Source organism: Streptomyces hyaluromycini (assembly GCF_002217755.1).
Classification (GTDB): Bacteria; Actinomycetota; Actinomycetes; order Streptomycetales; family Streptomycetaceae; genus Streptomyces; species Streptomyces hyaluromycini.
The window spans coordinates 243513-260627 of sequence record NZ_BCFL01000031.1 but is presented as its reverse complement, the minus strand read 5'-3'; the positions used below and the strand labels follow the sequence as shown (position 1 = coordinate 260627).

The following is a 17115-nucleotide window of genomic DNA, read 5'->3' as shown; positions in this document are numbered from 1 at the left end:
AAGTTGAACTGGTCGATGTTCTTCGCGTCGAACACGGTCGGCTTGCCGAGGTTGATCACGCCGTCCTTGCCGATGGTGTAGGTGGTGTCGCCGGCCTTGAAGGTCTCGCCCTCCTTGCCGGTGATCTGCCCGGAGACGAGCGCGACGGCGGTGCGGGCGGCGAGGTCGCCGAGCTTGGCCGGGTCCCACAGCTCGAAGGCGTCGACGGTGCCGTTCTTGACGTACTGGCGCATGTCGTTGGGCGTGCCGAGGCCGGTCAGCTTGACCTTGCCCTTGTACTTGGAGCCGGACAGGTACTGGGCGGCCGCCTTGATGCCGACGGTGGTCGGGGAGATGATCCCCTTGAGGTCCGGGTACTGCTGGAGCAGGCCCTGGGTCTGCTGGAAGGACTGCTGGGCGTCGTCGTTGCCGTAGGCGATCTTGACCAGCTTGACGTTCTTGTACTTCGGGTCCTTCAGCTCCTCCTTCATGTACCCGATCCAGGTGTTCTGGTTGGTGGCGGTCTGCGCGGCGCTCAGGATGGCGATCTCGCCCTTGTACCCGATCTGCTCGGCGAGCAGCTGCACTTCGGTACGGCCGAGGTCCTCGGCGCTGGCCTGCGAGACGAAGGCGTTGCGGCAGCCGGCGTTGGTGTCGGAGTCGTAGGTGACGACCTTGATGCCGTTGCTCATGGCCTGCTTGAGCGCGGTGCACAGGGCACCGGGGTCCTGGGCGGACACGGCCATGGCGTTGACCTGCTGCTGGGTGAGCGTGTTGACGTAGGAGACCTGCCCGGAGGTGTCGGTCGCGCTGGAGGGCCCGACCTCCTTGTACTTGGAGCCCAGCTCGGTGAGCGCCTTCTCGCCGCCCTTGTCGGCGGAGGTGAAGTACGGGTTGTTGACCTGCTTGGGCAGGAACCCGACGGTGAGGCCCTTCTTCAGCGCCGCGTTCGGGTCGGCCTTGGCGGTGGAGGTGGCGGCCGACGACTCGTCGCTGCTGGAGTTGTTCTTGGTGGTACCGCCACAGGCGGTGGCGGCAAGGGCGAGGGAGGACACGGCGGCGACGGTCACACAGACACGCCGGAGGGATGACTTACGCATGACGGTTCCTTTGAGAGAAAGGGTCGTGAAGCGCGCCCCTCAGGGGCGCGGGGCTGAATTGGATTTGCGGCTCCGCCGCGTGGGCGCGACCAGCCACACACGGCCCGCAGCATTCAGACGGCCTTCGCCGCCCTGTGCCGAGCCAACGAGATCTGCCGGGCAACCCGCGGCCCGAGCACCGAGACGACCAGCAACACACCGGTCACGACAATCTGGGACTGCGCGGACACATTCAGCAGACTCATCACGTTCTGCAGCGCCCCGAGCAGGAACACCCCGGCAATCGCACCGCCCAGCGTGCCCCGGCCCCCGTCGAAGTCGATGCCACCGAGCAACACGGCGGCCACCACGCTCAGTTCAAGCCCGGTCGCGTTGTCGTACCGCGCACTCGCGTAGTGCAGCGCCCAGAAGACCCCCGTCAGAGAGGCCATGAACCCGGTCGCCACGAACAGCACCAGCTTGTTCCGCTTCACCCGGATCCCGGCGAACCGCGCCGCCTCCTCACTCGCCCCCACGGCGAACAGCGACCGCCCGAACGGCGTGGCGTGCAGCACCACCACGGCGATCACCAGCAGCCCCAGGAACGGCAGGAAGGCACGCGGCAGGAACGTGTCGCCGAGCCGCCCCGCCGCGAAGTCCTGGTACTGCGTGGGGAAGTCGGTGACCGCGTCGGAGCCGAGGACGATCTGCGCGATGCCCCGGTAGGCCGCGAGCGTGCCGATGGTGACGGCGAGCGAGGGCAGGCCCAGCCGGGTCACCAGCAGCCCGTTGACCAGCCCGCACACCACGCCGAGCAGCAGGCACAGCGGGATGATCGTCTCGATGGCCATCCCCTCGTTCCAGAGCTTGCCCATGACCGCGCCCGAGAGCCCGGCGGTCGACGCGACCGAGAGGTCGATCTCGCCGGCGACGACCAGCAGTGTCATCGGCAGGGCGATCAGTGCGATGGGGAGCGTGTTGCCGATCAGGAAGGACAGGTTGAGGGAGTTCCCGAAGCCGTCGACGAAGCCGAACGACAGCAGCAGGAGGACGATCAGCAGGGCACCGACGACCGTGTCCCAGCGGACCGCGCGGGTCAGGGAGTCAGGCATGGCGGGCGCTCCTCTTCTTCAGGGCGGAGGCCACCCGCGACGCGACGATCCGGTCGACGGCGATGGCGAGCAGCAGCAGGAAGCCGTTGATGGCGAGGACCCACACGGAGCTGACCCCGAGGGCCGGCAGCACGCTGTTGACGGAGGTCAGCAGCAGCGCGCCCAGCGCGGCGCCGTAGACGCTTCCGGAGCCGCCGGTGAAGACCACGCCACCGACCACCACGGCGCTCACGACGGTGAGTTCGTAGCCGTTGCCGGTGCTGGAGTCGACGTTCCCGAACCGGGCCAGGTACATGGCTCCGGCGAGTCCGGCGAGGGCGCCGCAGAAGGTGTAGGCGGTGAGGATCCGCTTGCGGACCGGGATGCCGGCCAGCCGCGCGGCCTCCGGGTTGGAGCCGAGTGCGTACAACTCCCGTCCGCTGCCGAAGTGTTTGAGGTAGTAGGCGGTGGCGACCAGGACCGCGAGGGCGATCAGGGCCAGCCAGGGGACGGCCGACAGGCCGCCGGAGCCGAAGTCGACGAAGGATCCGGGCAGGTCGCCGGCCGTGATCTGCCGGGAGCCGACCCAGATGGAGTCGACGCCCCGGATGATGTACAGCGTGCCGAGGGTGACGACCAGCGCCGGGACCTGACCGAGGCTGACGAGCAGCCCGTTGAGCAGCCCGCAGCCGATGCCGAGCAGCACGGCGAGCAGGATCGCGACGACCGGGTTGCCGCCGCCGTGCAGGTAGTCGCCGGCGGCGAAGGCGGTGATGCCGAGGGTGGAGCCGACGGACAGGTCGACGTTCCGGGTGATCACCACCAGGGACTGGCCGGTGGCGACCAGCACCAGGATGGTGGCGTTGAGCAGCAGGTCCTTGATGCCCTGCTCGGACAGGAACTCGCTGTTGCCGGCCTGGGTGACGGCGATCATCACCAGGAGGACGACCAGGATGGCGAGTTCGCGCATCTTGAAGACGCGGTCGACGAGCCGGGTCCCGGCGGACCCGGGCGCCTCGGCGACGGGGGTCTGTTCGGAGGTGGTCACCGTCATGCGGCGGCCCTCCCCGTGGCTGCGGCCATCACGGTTTCCTCGCTGGCTTCGGAGCGCGGGATCTCGGCGGTGATCCGGCCCTCGTGCATCACCAGCACGCGGTCGGCCATGCCGAGGATCTCGGGCAGGTCGGAGGAGATCATCAGGACGGCGACCCCGTCGGCGGCCAACTCGCCGAGGAGCCGATGGACTTCGGCCTTCGTGCCGACGTCGATGCCGCGGGTCGGCTCGTCGACGATCAGCACCCTCGGTCCGGTCGCGAGCCATTTGGCGAGGACGACCTTCTGCTGGTTGCCGCCGGAGAGGGTGGAGACGGCGTCGGCGATCCGGGCGAACTTCACCTGGAGCCGGACAGCCCAGTCGAGGGACCGGCTGCGTTCGGCGCCCCGGTCGACGAGGCCCGCCTTCACGGTCGTACGCAGTCCGGTCAGGCCGATGTTCCGCTCGATGGACATGTCCATCACGAGGCCCTGGGCGCGCCGGTCCTCGGGGACGAGGGCGAGGCCCGCGGACATCGCGACGGAGGGTGCGCCGTTGGTCAGTTTCCGTCCCCTGACCTCGACTTCGCCGGCGTCCCAGCGGTCGACGCCGAACACGGCGCGGGCGACCTCGGTCCGGCCGGCGCCGACCAGTCCGGCGAGGCCGACGATCTCGCCGGAGCGCACCTCGAAGGAGATGTCCGTGAAGATGCCCTCGCGGGTCAACCGCCTTACGGCGAGGGCGACTTCACCGGCCGGTACGTCCTGCTTGGGGTACAGCTCGTCCAGGTCGCGGCCGACCATCCGGCGTACCAGGTCGTCCTCGGTCATGCCGTCGACGAGCTCGCCGGCGATCCAGGCGCCGTCCCGGAGGGTGGTGACCCGCCGGCAGATCTGGAAGATCTCCTCCAGGCGGTGCGAGATGAAAAGCACCGCCGCGCCCTGGTCGCGCAGGGTGCGGACGACGCCGAAGAGGCGGGCGACCTCGCTGCCGGTCAGGGCCGCCGTCGGCTCGTCCATGATCAGGACCCGGGCGTCGAAGGAGAGCGCCTTGGCGATCTCGACGATCTGCTGGTCGGCGATGGACAGGCCGCGGGCGGGGCGGTCGGGGTCGAGCGCGACACCGAGCCGCTTCATCAGGGCGGTGGTGGCCGCGCGGGTGGCCTTGTGGTCGATCCGCCCGAGGGCGCGCCGGGGCTGCCGGCCCATGAAGATGTTCTCGGCGATCGACAGGTCGGGGAAGAGCGTGGGCTCCTGGTAGATCACGGCGATTCCGGCGTCGCGGGCGTCGCCGGGGCCGTGGAAGACGACGGGCTCGCCGTCGAGCAGCACCCGGCCGGCGTCCGGCCGGTGCACTCCGGCGAGGGTCTTGATCAACGTCGACTTGCCCGCGCCGTTCTCCCCGGCGAGGGCGTGCACCTCGCCGGGGAACAGCTCCAGGGAGACGTCCCGCAGGGCGCGCACGGCTCCGAAGGACTTGGAGACGTCCTGCAGCGCCAGCACCGGGGCCGGTCCCGTGTCGGACGGGTGGGTCATGGGGGCTCCTCGACGACACCGGCGAGACTGCGCTGGCCGAACTCACCGCGTCGTGAAAGGTTTCAACTGGATTGCGGGGACCGTAGGCACCACGGGCATGTCACGTCAATGGGTCCGTATCGAAAAAATTTCGATAGCCTCAGGTCACGGCGGAGTCACGGAAAACGGGGTTGGTCGGAATGCTTGACACCCCTGCGAGGGGCTCATACTTTGCGGTTCTGAATCGTTTCATCACTCAGTCATCCAGATCCTCGTTCCGATCCCCGTTCGGATCCCGTTCCTATCCCCCAGGAGCCCCGAAGTGACCGACCTCGCCGCGGTGAAGGCCGCGCTGAAGACCCAGGCCGTCGAAACGCCGTCGTGGGCGTACGGAAACTCGGGGACCCGTTTCAAGGTGTTCGCCCAGCAGGGCGTGCCGCGCTCACCGAAGGAGAAGCTGGACGACGCCGCGCAGGTGCACGCCGTGACCGGGGTCGCGCCGACGGTGGCGTTGCACATCCCCTGGGACAAGGTGGACGACTATGCGGACCTGACCAAGCACGCCGAGGAGCGGGGGCTGCGGCTGGGGGCGATCAACTCCAACACCTTCCAGGACGACGACTACCGGCTGGGCAGCATCTGCCACCCGGACGCGACGGTGCGCCGGAAGGCCGTCGACCATCTGCTGGAGTGCGTCGACATCATGGACGCGACCGGGTCCGCGGACCTCAAGCTGTGGTTCGCCGACGGCACCAACTACCCCGGTCAGGACGACATCCGGGCGCGGCAGGACCGGCTCGCCGAAGGGCTGGCCGAGGTGTACGCACGGCTGGGCGAGGGGCAGCGGATGCTGCTGGAGTACAAGCTCTTCGAGCCGTCCTTCTACACGACCGACGTTCCGGACTGGGGGACGGCCTACGCCCACTGTCTGAAGCTGGGGCCGAAGGCACAGGTCGTGGTCGACACCGGCCACCATGCGCCGGGCACCAACATCGAGTTCATCGTCGCCACGCTGCTGCGGGAGGGGAAGCTCGGCGGGTTCGACTTCAACTCGCGGTTCTACGCGGACGACGACCTCATGGTGGGGGCCGCGGATCCGTTCCAGCTGTTCCGGATCATGTACGAGGTGGTGCGCGGGGGCGGGTTCACCGCCGAGGTGGCCTTCATGCTCGACCAGTGTCACAACATCGAGGCGAAGATCCCGGCGATCATCCGGTCGGTGATGAACGTGCAGGAGGCCACGGCGAAGGCGTTGCTGGTGGACCGGGGGGCGCTGGCGCAGGCACAGGTCGCCGGGGATGTGCTGGGGGCCAACGCGGTGCTCATGGACGCCTACAACACGGACGTACGACCGCTGCTGCGCGAAGTGCGGGAGGAGACGGGGCTGGACCCCGATCCCGTCGCCGCCTACGCCCGGTCCGGCTGGGCCGAGAAGATCGTCGCGGAGCGCGTCGGCGGACAGCAGGCCGGATGGGGCGCGTAGGCAACTGCCGCCACTCGCCTCGCCGTTGCTCGCCTCGTCGCGGATTGCCGGCCGGGCGCGCCCACGGCATGTCGATACCGTCCCGGGCCCCTTTGGCGGGCGCGACCGCCGCCGGCAGCCACCAGTAAGGAGGGCTCCGGGCAGCCGCCCCGGCCCGCCCGGCTCGATGCCCCCGTCGGGCAGCCGGTCACGCGTCCGGCGTGGTGGCCGCGCCGGTGCCGAGGGGGCGGAGCAGCCGGAGCACCATCTCGACGGTGCGCTCCACGGGACGCTGTCGCGTGGTGACGTTGAGCAGGAGTGTGCGGGCCAGAACGGCGCCGAGAAGCATGTCGAAGACGTCGTCCGGATCCACGGCGGGGTCGACGCTTCCGGGCGGTGCGGCGCGCAGGATCTCCTCGAACTGCGGCCGGGCCGACGCCCGCAGGTCCAGCTCCGGCGGCCGGGGGCGCCGCGACGCCTGGTGGTACGCGAGGAGGCCGGCCGCGGCCGCACGTGCCGCCGGCGCGTTGAAGGCGGCCAGATAGGCGCGGATGAACCGGCGGACGTCGGCGCGGAGGTCTCCCGTCGGCCGGACGCCCAGTGGACTGAGCCCGGGGAACGTGGCTTCCTCGATCAGCTCGATCCGGGACGGCCAGCGGCGGTAGATGGCGGACGCGTGCACACCCGAATGCTCCGCGACGGCCTGGATCGTCGTCGCCTCGAACCCCCGCCCGACGAGCAGTTCGCGCGTCGCCGCGAGTGCCCGCTCGTCGATGCTGGTGTCCCGTGGACGGCCCGGGCGACGGCGAGACTCGGTCATGCGGGCCATCGTAGTGACCCGGCGCGCCCTCGACCCCCTCCCGTAATTTCAGGAGACGGTCTTCTATAACTCCCCGCTCCTCGCTAGAGTCCCCTGGCAGACGGGCCCCGGACGGTGACGTGCCCCGGGTTCGGTTCGCGAAGTGGAGAAGCCGATGCGGGCTGCTGTACTGCGAGGCGGGACGGTCGAGACGCGGATCGTCGACGACCCGGTTCCCGGACCGGGCCAGCTCCTGGTCCGGTCGCTCGCCTGCGGGATCTGCGCGTCGGACCTGCACTTCATGGATCATCCGGAGGCGGGCGCCGACGACGACAGCGGGATGTCGACGTACGACCAGGACGTCGACATCGTGATGGGCCACGAGTACTGCGCCGAGGTGGTCGGCTACGGCCCCGGCACCGAGCGCCGTATCCCCGTCGGCACCCGGGTGAGTTCGCTGCCGGTGCTGTGCACCGCGGCGGGGCGCAGGATCATCGGGCAGAACCCGGACTCCCCCGGCGGGTTCGGCGAGTACCTGCTGCTGACCGAGGCCATCACCCGGGTCGTGGTCTCCGACCTGCCCAGCGAGGTGGTGTGCGTCGCCGACGCGATCTCGGTGGGCTGGTCGACAGCGTCACGCGCCCGGGTCACGGCCGGGGAGGTGCCGCTGGTCGTCGGCTGCGGCGCGATCGGCCTGTCGGTGATCGCACGGCTGCGGCACCTGGGGGCGGGGCCGGTCGTGGCGGTCGACTTCGTGGCCGCGCGCCGCGAGACGGCCCGGGCCATGGGGGCCGACGTGGTCGTCGATCCCGCCGGGATCTCGCCGTTCCGGGCCTGGCGTGACGTGGCCGAGGGGACGGCCGGGTCGGCGCGGGACCTGATGGCGGCGGTGACCGGGCTGCCGGGCTGCGTCGTCTTCGAGTGCGTCGGTGTCCCCGGCGTCCTCGACTCGATCATCAAGGGGTGCGAGCGGGGCACCCGGATCTTCTCCGTGGGCGGGCCGCCGGAGGGCGAGCGCCTGCACACCCTGACCGCCAAACGGAAGGGACTCAACGTCCAGTTCGGCGGCGGCCCGTCGATGACCGACTGGGACGAGGCGTTCGACGCGGTCTGCTCGGGCGGCCTCGACGTCGGTCCGCTGCTCGGCGGAACCGTCGGGCTCGACGAGGTGCCCGCCGCCCTCGGCGCCGCCCGCGACGCGAACGGCCCGGCCCGCATCGTCGTCGTGCCCTGACCCGACTTCAGAGAAGGCCCGCATGAGTGAGATCGACGCATTACGCGCCACCGTCGAGCGGCTGGCGGCACAGGTACGCGACCTTCAGGACCGGGTCGACATCATGCAGCTCGTCGCCCAGTACGGGCCCGACGTCGACAGCGGCTCCGGGGAGGCGGCGGCCGGGCTCTGGACCGACGACGGCGTCTTCCACGCCGTTCCGCACCTGCGGATGGAGGGCCGGGACGACATCGTCGGCATGGTCCACGGCGCCGGCCACCAGAGCGTGATCGGCAACGGCTGCGGTCACGTCCTGACCGTGCCGCACATCGTCGTCGACGGCGACGAGGCCACCGGCCGCAGCCACGCGCTGCATCTGCGCTGGGACGCCGACGCCGGCCGCTTCTGGGTCTTCCAGGTCTCCGCGAACACCTGGCGCTGGGTGCGCACCGAGCGGGGCTGGCGCATCGCCGAGCGGATCAACGCCAACCTGGACGGCTCCCCAGGACCCCGCGCGATGCTGGCACCGCCGCCCGAGTCCGGCCGCACGCGATGAGGATCGGACTCGTCGGCGCGGGCCGGATGGGCCGGCCGATGGCCTCCCGGCTGATGGCCGCGGGGCACGACGTCACCGTCCTGACACGACGTCCGCAGGCCCGGGAGGCGGCCGCCGCCGACGGACTGACCAGGTCCGGGACGGTGGCGGAGACCGTCCGGGACGCGGACGTGGTCTTCGTCGTCGTGCTGACGGACGAGCAGGTGCGGTCGGTGTGCCTCGGACCGGAGGGTGCCCTCGCGGCCATGCGGCCGGGGGCGACGCTCGTCCAGCACACCACCTCCGATCCGGCGACCGCCCGACTGCTCGTCGAGGCGGGAGCGGAGCACGGGATCAGGGTGCTCGACGCCGCGCTCTCGGGCGGCCCGCACGACATCGCCGCGGGCCGGCTCACCCTGTGGATCGGCGGTGACGAGAGCGTCCTGGACGACGTACGTCCGCTGCTGGCGACGTACGCCTCGCCGGTCCTGTGGGTCGGGCCGCCCGGCAACGGCCAGCGGGTCAAGCTGGTGAACAACGCACTGTTCGTCGCGCAGGTGGGCCTCGTGATCGACGCGGTGCGCCTGGCCGGCTCGCTGGGCATCGAGGAGCGGACGGTCCTCGACGCGGTGCGGCACGGCAGCGGGGCGAGCCGCGCCCTGGACGTCGTCGCCCGGGGCGGTTCGGTGGCGGCGGTGGCGGAGCGGCTGGCGGACCTGATGTCGAAGGACGTCGCCGTCGTGCGGGAGGTCGCGCGGGGCGCGGGGGCGGACCTCGGGATCATCGGGGCGGTCCTGGCGTCGGACGCGGTCGAGAAGCAGGTACTGGAGCCGGCCGCCGTGCCGGAGAAACCTTGAGGGAGAAGAGTTGACCAAGGTGACCGACGCAGCCGGCGCATACGGCCCCTGGGGCATCGTCGCGGGCGGCTCCGACGGGGTCGGCGTCGCGTTCGCGCACGCAATGGCCGCCCGGGGCATCAACGTCGTACTGGTGGCCCGGCGGGTCCCCGTACTGGAGGAGGCGGCACACGCCCTCCGGGCCCGGCACGGTGTCGAGGTCCGCACGGTCGCGCTCGACCTCAGTGCCGCGGGCGCCCTGGCGGAACTCGAACGCGCCACCGCGGACCTGGAGGTCGGGCTCCTCGTCTACAACGCCGGTGCCGACACCCGCAGCGCCGCCTTCCTCGACAAGGACCTCGACGCCCACCTGCAACTGGTCCACCGCAACTGCACCGCCGTACTGGAGGCGGCCTACCGATTCGGCGCCCCGATGGCGGCGCGGGGCCGGGGAGGCATGGTGCTGGTGACCTCGGGCGCGGCCTGGGCGGGCGGCGCCAGGCTCGCCGCCTACGGTGCCTCCAAGGCCTTCGACCTCGTCCTCGCGGAGAGCCTGTGGGCGGAGTGGCGGGGCAGCGGTGTGGACGTCCTGGGGCTCGTGCTCGGCAGGACCGACACCCCGTCCCACCGCCGGATGCGCGAAGCGGACGGCGAGTCGTACGGCGGTGAGCTCGCCGACCCCTACGACGTGGCGGAGGAGGCGCTCGCCCACCTCGCCGACGGCCCCACCTGGATCCACGGCAGCCCGAACCCGACCGGCGGTTCGCCGTTCGGCGCGCTGAGCCGCCGCGACGCCGTGCTCGCCATGAGCCGGGGTTCGGCCGCGAGCGGGGAGGGAAGCGGCGTCAGGCGGTGAGCGGATCCAGGGCCCGTCCGGCAGATCCCGCCACGGACGCGGGGCACCCGGCCTGCGGCTACGAGCCCTTCCCGGCCCGCTCCGAAGCCATGACCGACCTGATGGCCCGCCGCCTCACCGGCGAGGCCGCCGTCCTCTCAGAAGAGGCGCCCGACGTCCTGGCGGACGACGGTCCGCATGCTGTGTTCTGCGAGGGCGGCGATGGTCATGGACGGGTTGCAGGCCCCGGTGGAGCCGGGGATGCGGGCGCCGTCCAGGACGTAGAGGCCCTTGTGCCCGAGGATGCGGCCGGTGAGGTCGACCGCGTCGCCCATGGGGACACCGCCGAGGGAGTGCCAGGTGGAGGGCGCGCCCGCGTTGGTGTCGATCATCATGCCGCCGCCCGCCGCGGCGATGGCCTGCATACGGGCCGCGATCAACTCCTGCAGCGCCGCGTCCGCGCCGGTGGGCCACGTGAGCACGGCGTCGTCGGTGTCGCCGTCGTAGGCCCAGGTGCCCGCGCCGTCGACGATCCCGAAGCCGACCACGGTCAACGCCGTGACGCCGGCCTGCTGGATCGGGGAGCCGGCGTGGACGACGGTGAGCGGAATGGAACTCGTGGGGTCGCTGCCGCCGACACAGGCCGGGCCGCCCTGCCGGGTCCCGGCGTCGCCGGCGGGGTTGATCCAGGCCCAGATCCGGTCACCGTTGTTGCCCCACCGGGTGCCGATCGCGTCGGGCAGGTCCGGGACCAGGCCCTTGGCGCGGGACTTGACCAGGAGACGGGTGGTGCCGGGCGAACCAGCGTTGAGGAACACCGCGTCGGCGGTGATGCGGATCTGCTCCTGGACGGCGCCGCCGGTGTCGATGCGGTCCACGGACAGCACCCAGCGCTTGTTCGCGTCCATCGCGAGATCGCGTACGACGTGCAGCGGTGCCACCTCGACCAGACCCGTGGCCTCCGCCTGCGCGAGGTAGGTGACGTCGATGGAGTGCTTGCCGCCGTTGTTGACGCCGAAGGCGATGTCACTGGTGGTGTACGTCGCCTCGTACTGGCCGGTCAGCTCGCCCCGGACGTAGCTCCAGTCGATCGGCAGCGGCACCTTGAACGGCGTCAGACCCGCGGCGGGGGCGACGTCGTGGAAGAGACGGGAGGACGTGTACGGGTCGGAGGCCAGGATGTCGTAGGGGATGGTGGAGATGCCCAGCATCCGGGCGACGGTGGGATACGCCCACAGGTTCAGGTCGTCGTAGAGGTCGGCTGCCACCGGGATCGAGGTGGCGAAGTCGGCCTCGGCCGGCTGCAGGGTCATGCCGTGGTACATGATCGAGCCGCCGCCTACCGCGGCTCCGCACATGGCCGTCATACCGTTGCCGGTGACGGCTTCGAGGACGCCGGTGTACGGCGTCCACGTCTTGTCGACGCCGCCGACGACGGCGTGGTCGGTCAGCCAGGCGGAGCGGTTGTCCATGGTGGCGAAGCGGCAGAAGGTGGTCGCGTTCGGGCCGGTGACCCAGCGTCGGCCGCGCTCCAGGACCAGGGTGGACACCCCGGCCTGGGCCAGCCGCAGTGCGGTCACGCCACCACCGAAACCGGTACCGACGACCACGGCCCGCTCCCGCCGTTCCGTCACGGAGGCGGAGGCGGATACGGATGCGGGCGCCGCCGAGGCCGCGTCGGTCGTGGCCGAGGCCTTGCCAGCCCCGGCCACGGTCCCACCGAGCGCGGCTGCGCCGAGGGCGGCCGCACCGAGCACCTGACGGCGGCTCAGGCCAGCAGCGGGGCGGGGGGAAGAGTTGTCGGACATGAGACTCCCGTCGGGAGGGGCCCCTGGTGGCCGCGGGCTCGCGGGGGCCGAACTGTGGGGGGAATGGCTCATTGCTGACCGAGGTGCGCGCACTCAGCCGACCCGGACCCGGAAACGAGGCGTTGACGGCCTGTTCCTCGGAGTCGACTGCACACTCGGCTTGATTGACATGCTCATGTCGAGCGAGACGACGCCACCGTAGCACCACCTGTCGCACCGTGCCATAAAGTCGCGGCGCGCCATGAATTAGGATCAGCCCATCCATGGCGAGGAGGGGTGCGTGGACGGGCAAGCCGACGGCCGCACGGGGCGACCGCCGTTGACGGAAAGGCGCCGCGAGGCGACGCGCATGGAGATCGCCGACGAGGCGGTCCGGCTTTTCGTCACCCAGGGCGTGGCGGTGACCACCGCGGAGGACATCGCCGCTGCCGCCGGAATCTCCACACGCACCCTGTGGCGGTACTTCCGCTCGAAGGAGGAGTGCGCGCGCCCCCTGCTCACGGCGGGTTTGGACCTGGTGACCGAACGCCTGCGGGACTACTGGAGGGGCGGCAGCTCCCTCACCCAGGCGATGCCGAGCGCCCAGGACCCCGGCGTGATCGGCACCCGGCGTCTGGAAGCCCTGCGCGACCTCGTACGGCTGAGCCGGGACGAGCCAGGGCTGCGTGCCGTCTGGCTGGAGACGCACTTCGACGCCGAAACCGTGTTCGCTCGCGCCATCGCCGACGGCAGCGACCGCTCCGAGCACGACCTCGCGGTCCGCCTGGAGGCAGGCATGCTGAATGCCGCGCTGCGCATCGCGGTCGAGGACTGGGCCCTGCAGCCCGACCAGCCGGACGGCCGCCCGCTCGGCGAAACCCTCGCGCACGCGCTGCACGTGATGACCGAACTCCTCGATGCCGAGCCTTCCGTGACTGCCGGACAGAAACCGAGGCGGACGAACCGCTTCCCGGCAACGGGAGCACCGCCCGGGCGATAGCCGGCGGGACGGCAGCGGGGGCAGTCGGGTTGGCGGCTTGCCCGGCGAGCAGGTGTCACCCCTCGCCGACGGGCAGCGTTCATCGTGAACTTGCCGGACGCGGACGGAAGTCCATCGGCGGTGCACACGGTCGGGCATCTGACCGCTCCGAAGCCTCGAAAACGCCGATGAAACGTTTCATGACACCTCAAGGCCGACGCCCTCTCACGTCAGGGTTTCCGACGCGCGGGATCCACCTCTCCCGAACCGACCCGAAGGCGGGCGCGCAGACGTCTTGACGTCGCCGGAGTGCTGTGGATAGCTTCCCTGAAACGATTCAAGCAGTGTTCAGAGGTGGTCATGCCGGACCTGGCCGAAGGGCGTCGCCATCATGGACGTGACGGGCCGAGCCGCATGTCGATACTGCTCCGCGCCCGTTTCGGGGCGCGTTGTCATACCGTTCATCGAAACCGCAGGGAAGTCCCATGAGCGTCCACTCCGAAGCCGCCGCCCTCCTCGACCGCTCCCATCGACTCGGCGCCGACCCCCGCAACACCAACTACGCCGGCGGCAACGCCTCCGCCAAAGGCACCGACACCGACCCCGTCACCGGTGGTGACGTCGAGTTGATGTGGGTGAAGGGGTCCGGCGGGGACCTCGGGACGCTCTCCGCGGACGGGCTCGCCGTGCTGCGGCTCGACCGGCTCCGCGCGCTCGCCGATGTCTATCCGGGCGTGGACCGCGAGGACGAGATGGTCGCCGCCTTCGACTACTGCCTGCACGGCAAGGGCGGCGCCGCGCCCTCCATCGACACCGCCATGCACGGGCTCGTGGACGCCCCGCACGTGGACCATCTGCACCCGGACTCCGGTATCGCGCTCGCCTGCGCCGCCGACGGGGAGAAGCTCACCGCCGAGTGCTTCGGGGACACCGTGGTGTGGGTGCCGTGGCGCCGGCCCGGGTTCCAGCTCGGCCTGGACATCGCCGCCGTCAAAGCAGCCAACCCGCGGGCGATCGGGTGCGTTCTCGGCGGGCACGGGATCACCGCGTGGGGCGACAGCTCCGCGGAGTGCGAGCGGAACTCGCTGCACATCATCCGCACCGCCGAGGCGTTCCTCGCCGAGCGCGGCAGGGCGGAGCCCTTCGGGCCCGTCGTCGAGGGGTACGGCGCGCTGCCCGAGGCCGAGCGCCGGGAGCGGGCCGCCGCCCTCGCGCCGTACGTCCGGGCGATCGCCTCCCAGGACAGGCCGCAGGTCGGGCACTTCACCGACTCCGAGGTCGTCCTCGACTTCCTGGCGCGGGCCGAACATCCGCGGCTCGCCGCGCTCGGCACCTCGTGCCCGGATCACTTCCTGCGGACGAAGGTACGGCCCCTGGTGCTCGACCTTCCGCCCACTGCCCCGCTGGACGAGGCGGTCGCACGGCTGCGCGAGCTGCACGCCGCGTACCGGGAGGAGTACGCCGCCTACTACCGCCGGCACGCCCTGCCCGACTCCCCCGCCATGCGCGGCGCCGACCCGGCGGTCGTGCTCCTGCCCGGCATCGGCATGTTCAGCTTCGGGAAGGACAAGCAGACCGCGCGCGTCGCGGGTGAGTTCTATGTGAACGCCATCAACGTGATGCACGGGGCCGAGGCCGTGTCGACGTACGCGCCGATCGAGGAGTCGGAGAAGTTCCGGATCGAGTACTGGGCGCTGGAGGAGGCCAAGCTCCGGCGGATGCCGAGGCCGAAGGCCCTGGCGACCCGGGTCGCGCTGGTGACCGGGGCCGGCAGCGGGATCGGCAAGGCGATCGCGCACCGGCTGGCGGCCGAGGGTGCCTGTGTCGTGGTCGCCGACCTGAACGCGGAGAGCGCGGCCGGGGTCGCGAAGGAGCTCGGCGGGGCCGACAAGGCCGTCGCGGTCACCGTCGACGTGACGGACGAGGAGCAGATCGCCGCCGCCTTCCGGGCCGCCGCGCTGGCCTTCGGCGGGGTCGACCTCGTCGTCAACAACGCCGGGATCTCCATCTCCAAGCCCCTGCTGGAGACTTCGGCGCGGGACTGGGACCTCCAGCACGACATCATGGCCCGCGGTTCCTTCCTGGTGTCGCGGGAGGCGGCCCGGGTGATGATCGCGCAGGGGATCGGCGGTGACATCGTCTACATCGCCTCCAAGAACGCCGTGTTCGCCGGGCCCAACAACATCGCCTACTCGGCGACGAAGGCGGACCAGGCCCACCAGGTGCGGCTGCTCGCCGCCGAGTTGGGCGAGCACGGGATCCGGGTCAACGGGGTGAACCCGGACGGCGTGGTGCGCGGGTCGGGGATCTTCGCCGGCGGGTGGGGGGCGCAGCGGGCCGCCGTGTACGGGGTGGAGGAGTCGAAGCTGGGCGAGTTCTACGCCCAGCGGACCATCCTCAAGCGCGAGGTGCTCCCCGAGCATGTGGCGAACGCCGTGTTCGCACTGACGGGCGGCGAACTCACCCACACCACCGGGCTGCATGTGCCCGTCGACGCGGGTGTGGCGGCCGCCTTCCTGCGATGAGCTCGCCGAGGTCGTATGCGGCGGTCGACCTGGGCGCGTCCAGCGGACGGGTCATGGTCGGCCGGGTGGGCCCGGACTCGCTGGAGCTGACCGAGGCACACCGGTTCGCGAACCGGCCGGTGCGGGTGCCGGAGGGGCTGCGGTGGGACGTACTCGCCCTGTACGCGGGGGTGTTGGAGGGGCTGCGGGCAGCAGGTCGGGTGGACTCCGTCGGGCTCGACAGCTGGGCCGTGGACTACGGGCTGCTGGACGGCGACGGCGCACTGCTGGGCAACCCGGTGCACTACCGGGACGCCCGGACCGAGGGGATCGCCGAGAAGGTGTGGGCGGCCCTGCCCGCGGCGGAGCTCTACGCCCGCACGGGCCTGCAGTACGCGCCCTTCAACACCCTGTACCAGTTGGCGGCCGCCCGGTCGAGCGCTCAATTCGCGCACGCCGAGCGCCTGTTGCTCATTCCCGACCTGCTCTCGTACTGGCTGACCGGCGAGCAGGGCACCGAGCTGACCAATGCCTCCACCACCCAGCTGATCGACCCCCGGACGCGCGACTGGTCGTACGAGGTCGCGGACCGGCTGGGGATCGACCTCGGGCTGTTCGCGCCGCTGCGGCGGCCCGGGGATCCGGCCGGGGTGCTGCGGCCCGAGGTACTGGCGGAGACGGGGCTGACCGGGCCGGTGCCGGTGACCGCCGTCGGCTCGCACGACACCGCCTCCGCGGTGGCCGCCGTACCGGCGTCCGGCGAGCGGTTCGCCTACATCTGCACCGGCACCTGGTCGCTGGCCGGGCTCGAACTCACCGCCCCGGTGCTGACCGAGGAGAGCCGGGCCGCCAACTTCACCAACGAACTGGGGCTCGACGGCACGGTCCGCTATCTGCGCAACATCATGGGACTGTGGCTGCTCCAGGAGTGCGTACGGGCCTGGGGCGACCCGGAGTTGGGCGGGCTGCTGCGGGAGGCGGCCGCCGTACCGGCGCTGCGGTCGGTGGTGGACGCGGGGGACGCGGCGTTCCTGGCCCCCGGCCGGATGCCGGAGCGGATCGCCGAGGCCTGCCGGGCCTCGGGGCAGCCGGTGCCGCGGACGCCCGGTGAGATCACCCGGTGCATTCTCGACTCCCTGGCGCTCGCCCACCGGCGGGCGGTCGCGGAGGCGCAGCGGCTCGCGGACCATCCGGTGGACACGGTGTACGTGGTGGGCGGTGGCACCCGCAACGCGCTGCTCTGCCAGCTCACCGCCGACGCCTGCGGGCTGCCGGTGGTGGCCGGGCCCACGGAGGCGGCGGCCCTCGGGAACGTGCTGGTCCAGGCCCGTACGCACGGTCTCGTCGGTGATCTCCCCGGCATGAGGCGGCTGCTCGTCGGCACCCAGCCACTGACCCGGTACGCGCCGCGCGGCGGCACCGCCCGCTGGGAAGCGGCCGAGGCGCGGCTGACCACCCGGTGACAAGGC

General features: G+C 71.4%; 14 protein-coding genes. 8 read left to right on the top strand and 6 right to left on the bottom strand.

Annotated elements, in window-relative coordinates; translation table 11 throughout:
• The 4 genes from rhaS to SSP29_RS42705 form a co-directional block, all read right to left on the bottom strand.
• Window positions 1-1079, bottom strand: a 1079-nt coding sequence (gene rhaS, locus SSP29_RS42720) for a rhamnose ABC transporter substrate-binding protein (RefSeq protein ID WP_089106338.1), incomplete at its 3' end; no start/stop codon positions are given.
• Between the two features lie 113 nt (window positions 1080-1192).
• Window positions 1193-2170 carry an ABC transporter permease gene (locus tag SSP29_RS42715; RefSeq protein ID WP_089106337.1) on the bottom strand — a complete coding sequence of 326 codons (978 nt, stop codon included), beginning with the start codon at window positions 2168-2170 and terminating at the stop codon, window positions 1193-1195.
• Complete coding sequence (locus tag SSP29_RS42710) at window positions 2163-3203, bottom strand: ABC transporter permease (protein WP_089106336.1); 1041 nt, start codon at window positions 3201-3203, stop codon at window positions 2163-2165. Before SSP29_RS42710 ends, SSP29_RS42715 begins: the two co-directional genes overlap by 8 nt.
• Window positions 3200-4717: a sugar ABC transporter ATP-binding protein gene (locus tag SSP29_RS42705; RefSeq protein WP_089106335.1), complete on the bottom strand. Its 1518-nt coding sequence runs from the start codon at window positions 4715-4717 to the stop codon at window positions 3200-3202. The genes SSP29_RS42710 and SSP29_RS42705 overlap by 4 nt, the downstream gene beginning before the upstream one ends.
• Window positions 4718-5018: 301 nt before the next feature.
• Here SSP29_RS42705 and rhaI point away from each other — a divergent pair, with 301 nt between their 5' ends.
• Entirely contained in the window at window positions 5019-6179 is a 1161-nt protein-coding gene (gene rhaI / locus SSP29_RS42700; protein ID WP_089106334.1) for an L-rhamnose isomerase, read from the top strand.
• Between the two features lie 187 nt (window positions 6180-6366).
• Here rhaI and SSP29_RS42695 read toward each other — a convergent pair whose 3' ends face one another.
• On the bottom strand, window positions 6367-6978 hold the full coding sequence (locus tag SSP29_RS42695) for a TetR/AcrR family transcriptional regulator (protein WP_089106362.1): 612 nt from the start codon (window positions 6976-6978) through the stop codon (window positions 6367-6369).
• A 154-nt stretch (window positions 6979-7132) separates the two neighbouring features.
• Between SSP29_RS42695 and SSP29_RS42690 the strand changes: the two genes are divergently transcribed.
• Genes SSP29_RS42690 through SSP29_RS42675 form a run of 4 tightly spaced genes read left to right on the top strand, consistent with a single transcriptional unit; the run spans window position 7133 to window position 10397 of the window.
• Window positions 7133-8191, top strand: coding sequence for a zinc-binding dehydrogenase (locus tag SSP29_RS42690; RefSeq protein WP_089106333.1), 1059 nt, complete (start codon window positions 7133-7135; stop codon window positions 8189-8191).
• A 22-nt stretch (window positions 8192-8213) separates the two neighbouring features.
• Entirely contained in the window at window positions 8214-8726 is a 513-nt protein-coding gene (locus tag SSP29_RS42685) for a nuclear transport factor 2 family protein (RefSeq protein WP_089106332.1), read from the top strand.
• Complete coding sequence (locus SSP29_RS42680; RefSeq protein WP_089106331.1) at window positions 8723-9562, top strand: NAD(P)-dependent oxidoreductase; 840 nt, start codon at window positions 8723-8725, stop codon at window positions 9560-9562. Before SSP29_RS42685 ends, SSP29_RS42680 begins: the two co-directional genes overlap by 4 nt.
• Before the next feature lie 19 nt (window positions 9563-9581).
• Entirely contained in the window at window positions 9582-10397 is an 816-nt protein-coding gene (locus SSP29_RS42675; protein WP_089106361.1) for an SDR family NAD(P)-dependent oxidoreductase, read from the top strand.
• A gap of 137 nt (window positions 10398-10534) precedes the next feature.
• On the opposite strand, the gene SSP29_RS42670 is transcribed toward SSP29_RS42675, so the two are convergent.
• Window positions 10535-12184: a GMC oxidoreductase gene (locus tag SSP29_RS42670; RefSeq protein ID WP_089106330.1), complete on the bottom strand. Its 1650-nt coding sequence runs from the start codon at window positions 12182-12184 to the stop codon at window positions 10535-10537.
• A gap of 280 nt (window positions 12185-12464) precedes the next feature.
• On the opposite strand from SSP29_RS42670, the gene SSP29_RS42665 reads away from it, so the two are divergent.
• The 3 genes from SSP29_RS42665 (at window position 12465) to SSP29_RS42655 (ending at window position 17109) form a co-directional block, all read left to right on the top strand.
• Entirely contained in the window at window positions 12465-13163 is a 699-nt protein-coding gene (locus SSP29_RS42665) for a TetR/AcrR family transcriptional regulator (protein ID WP_150136013.1), read from the top strand.
• A 464-nt stretch (window positions 13164-13627) separates the two neighbouring features.
• Window positions 13628-15667, top strand: coding sequence for a bifunctional aldolase/short-chain dehydrogenase (locus SSP29_RS42660; RefSeq protein WP_089106328.1), 2040 nt, complete (start codon window positions 13628-13630; stop codon window positions 15665-15667).
• Entirely contained in the window at window positions 15664-17109 is a 1446-nt protein-coding gene (locus SSP29_RS42655) for a rhamnulokinase (RefSeq protein WP_089106327.1), read from the top strand. Before SSP29_RS42660 ends, SSP29_RS42655 begins: the two co-directional genes overlap by 4 nt.
• The last annotated feature ends 6 nt before the right edge of the window (window positions 17110-17115 follow it).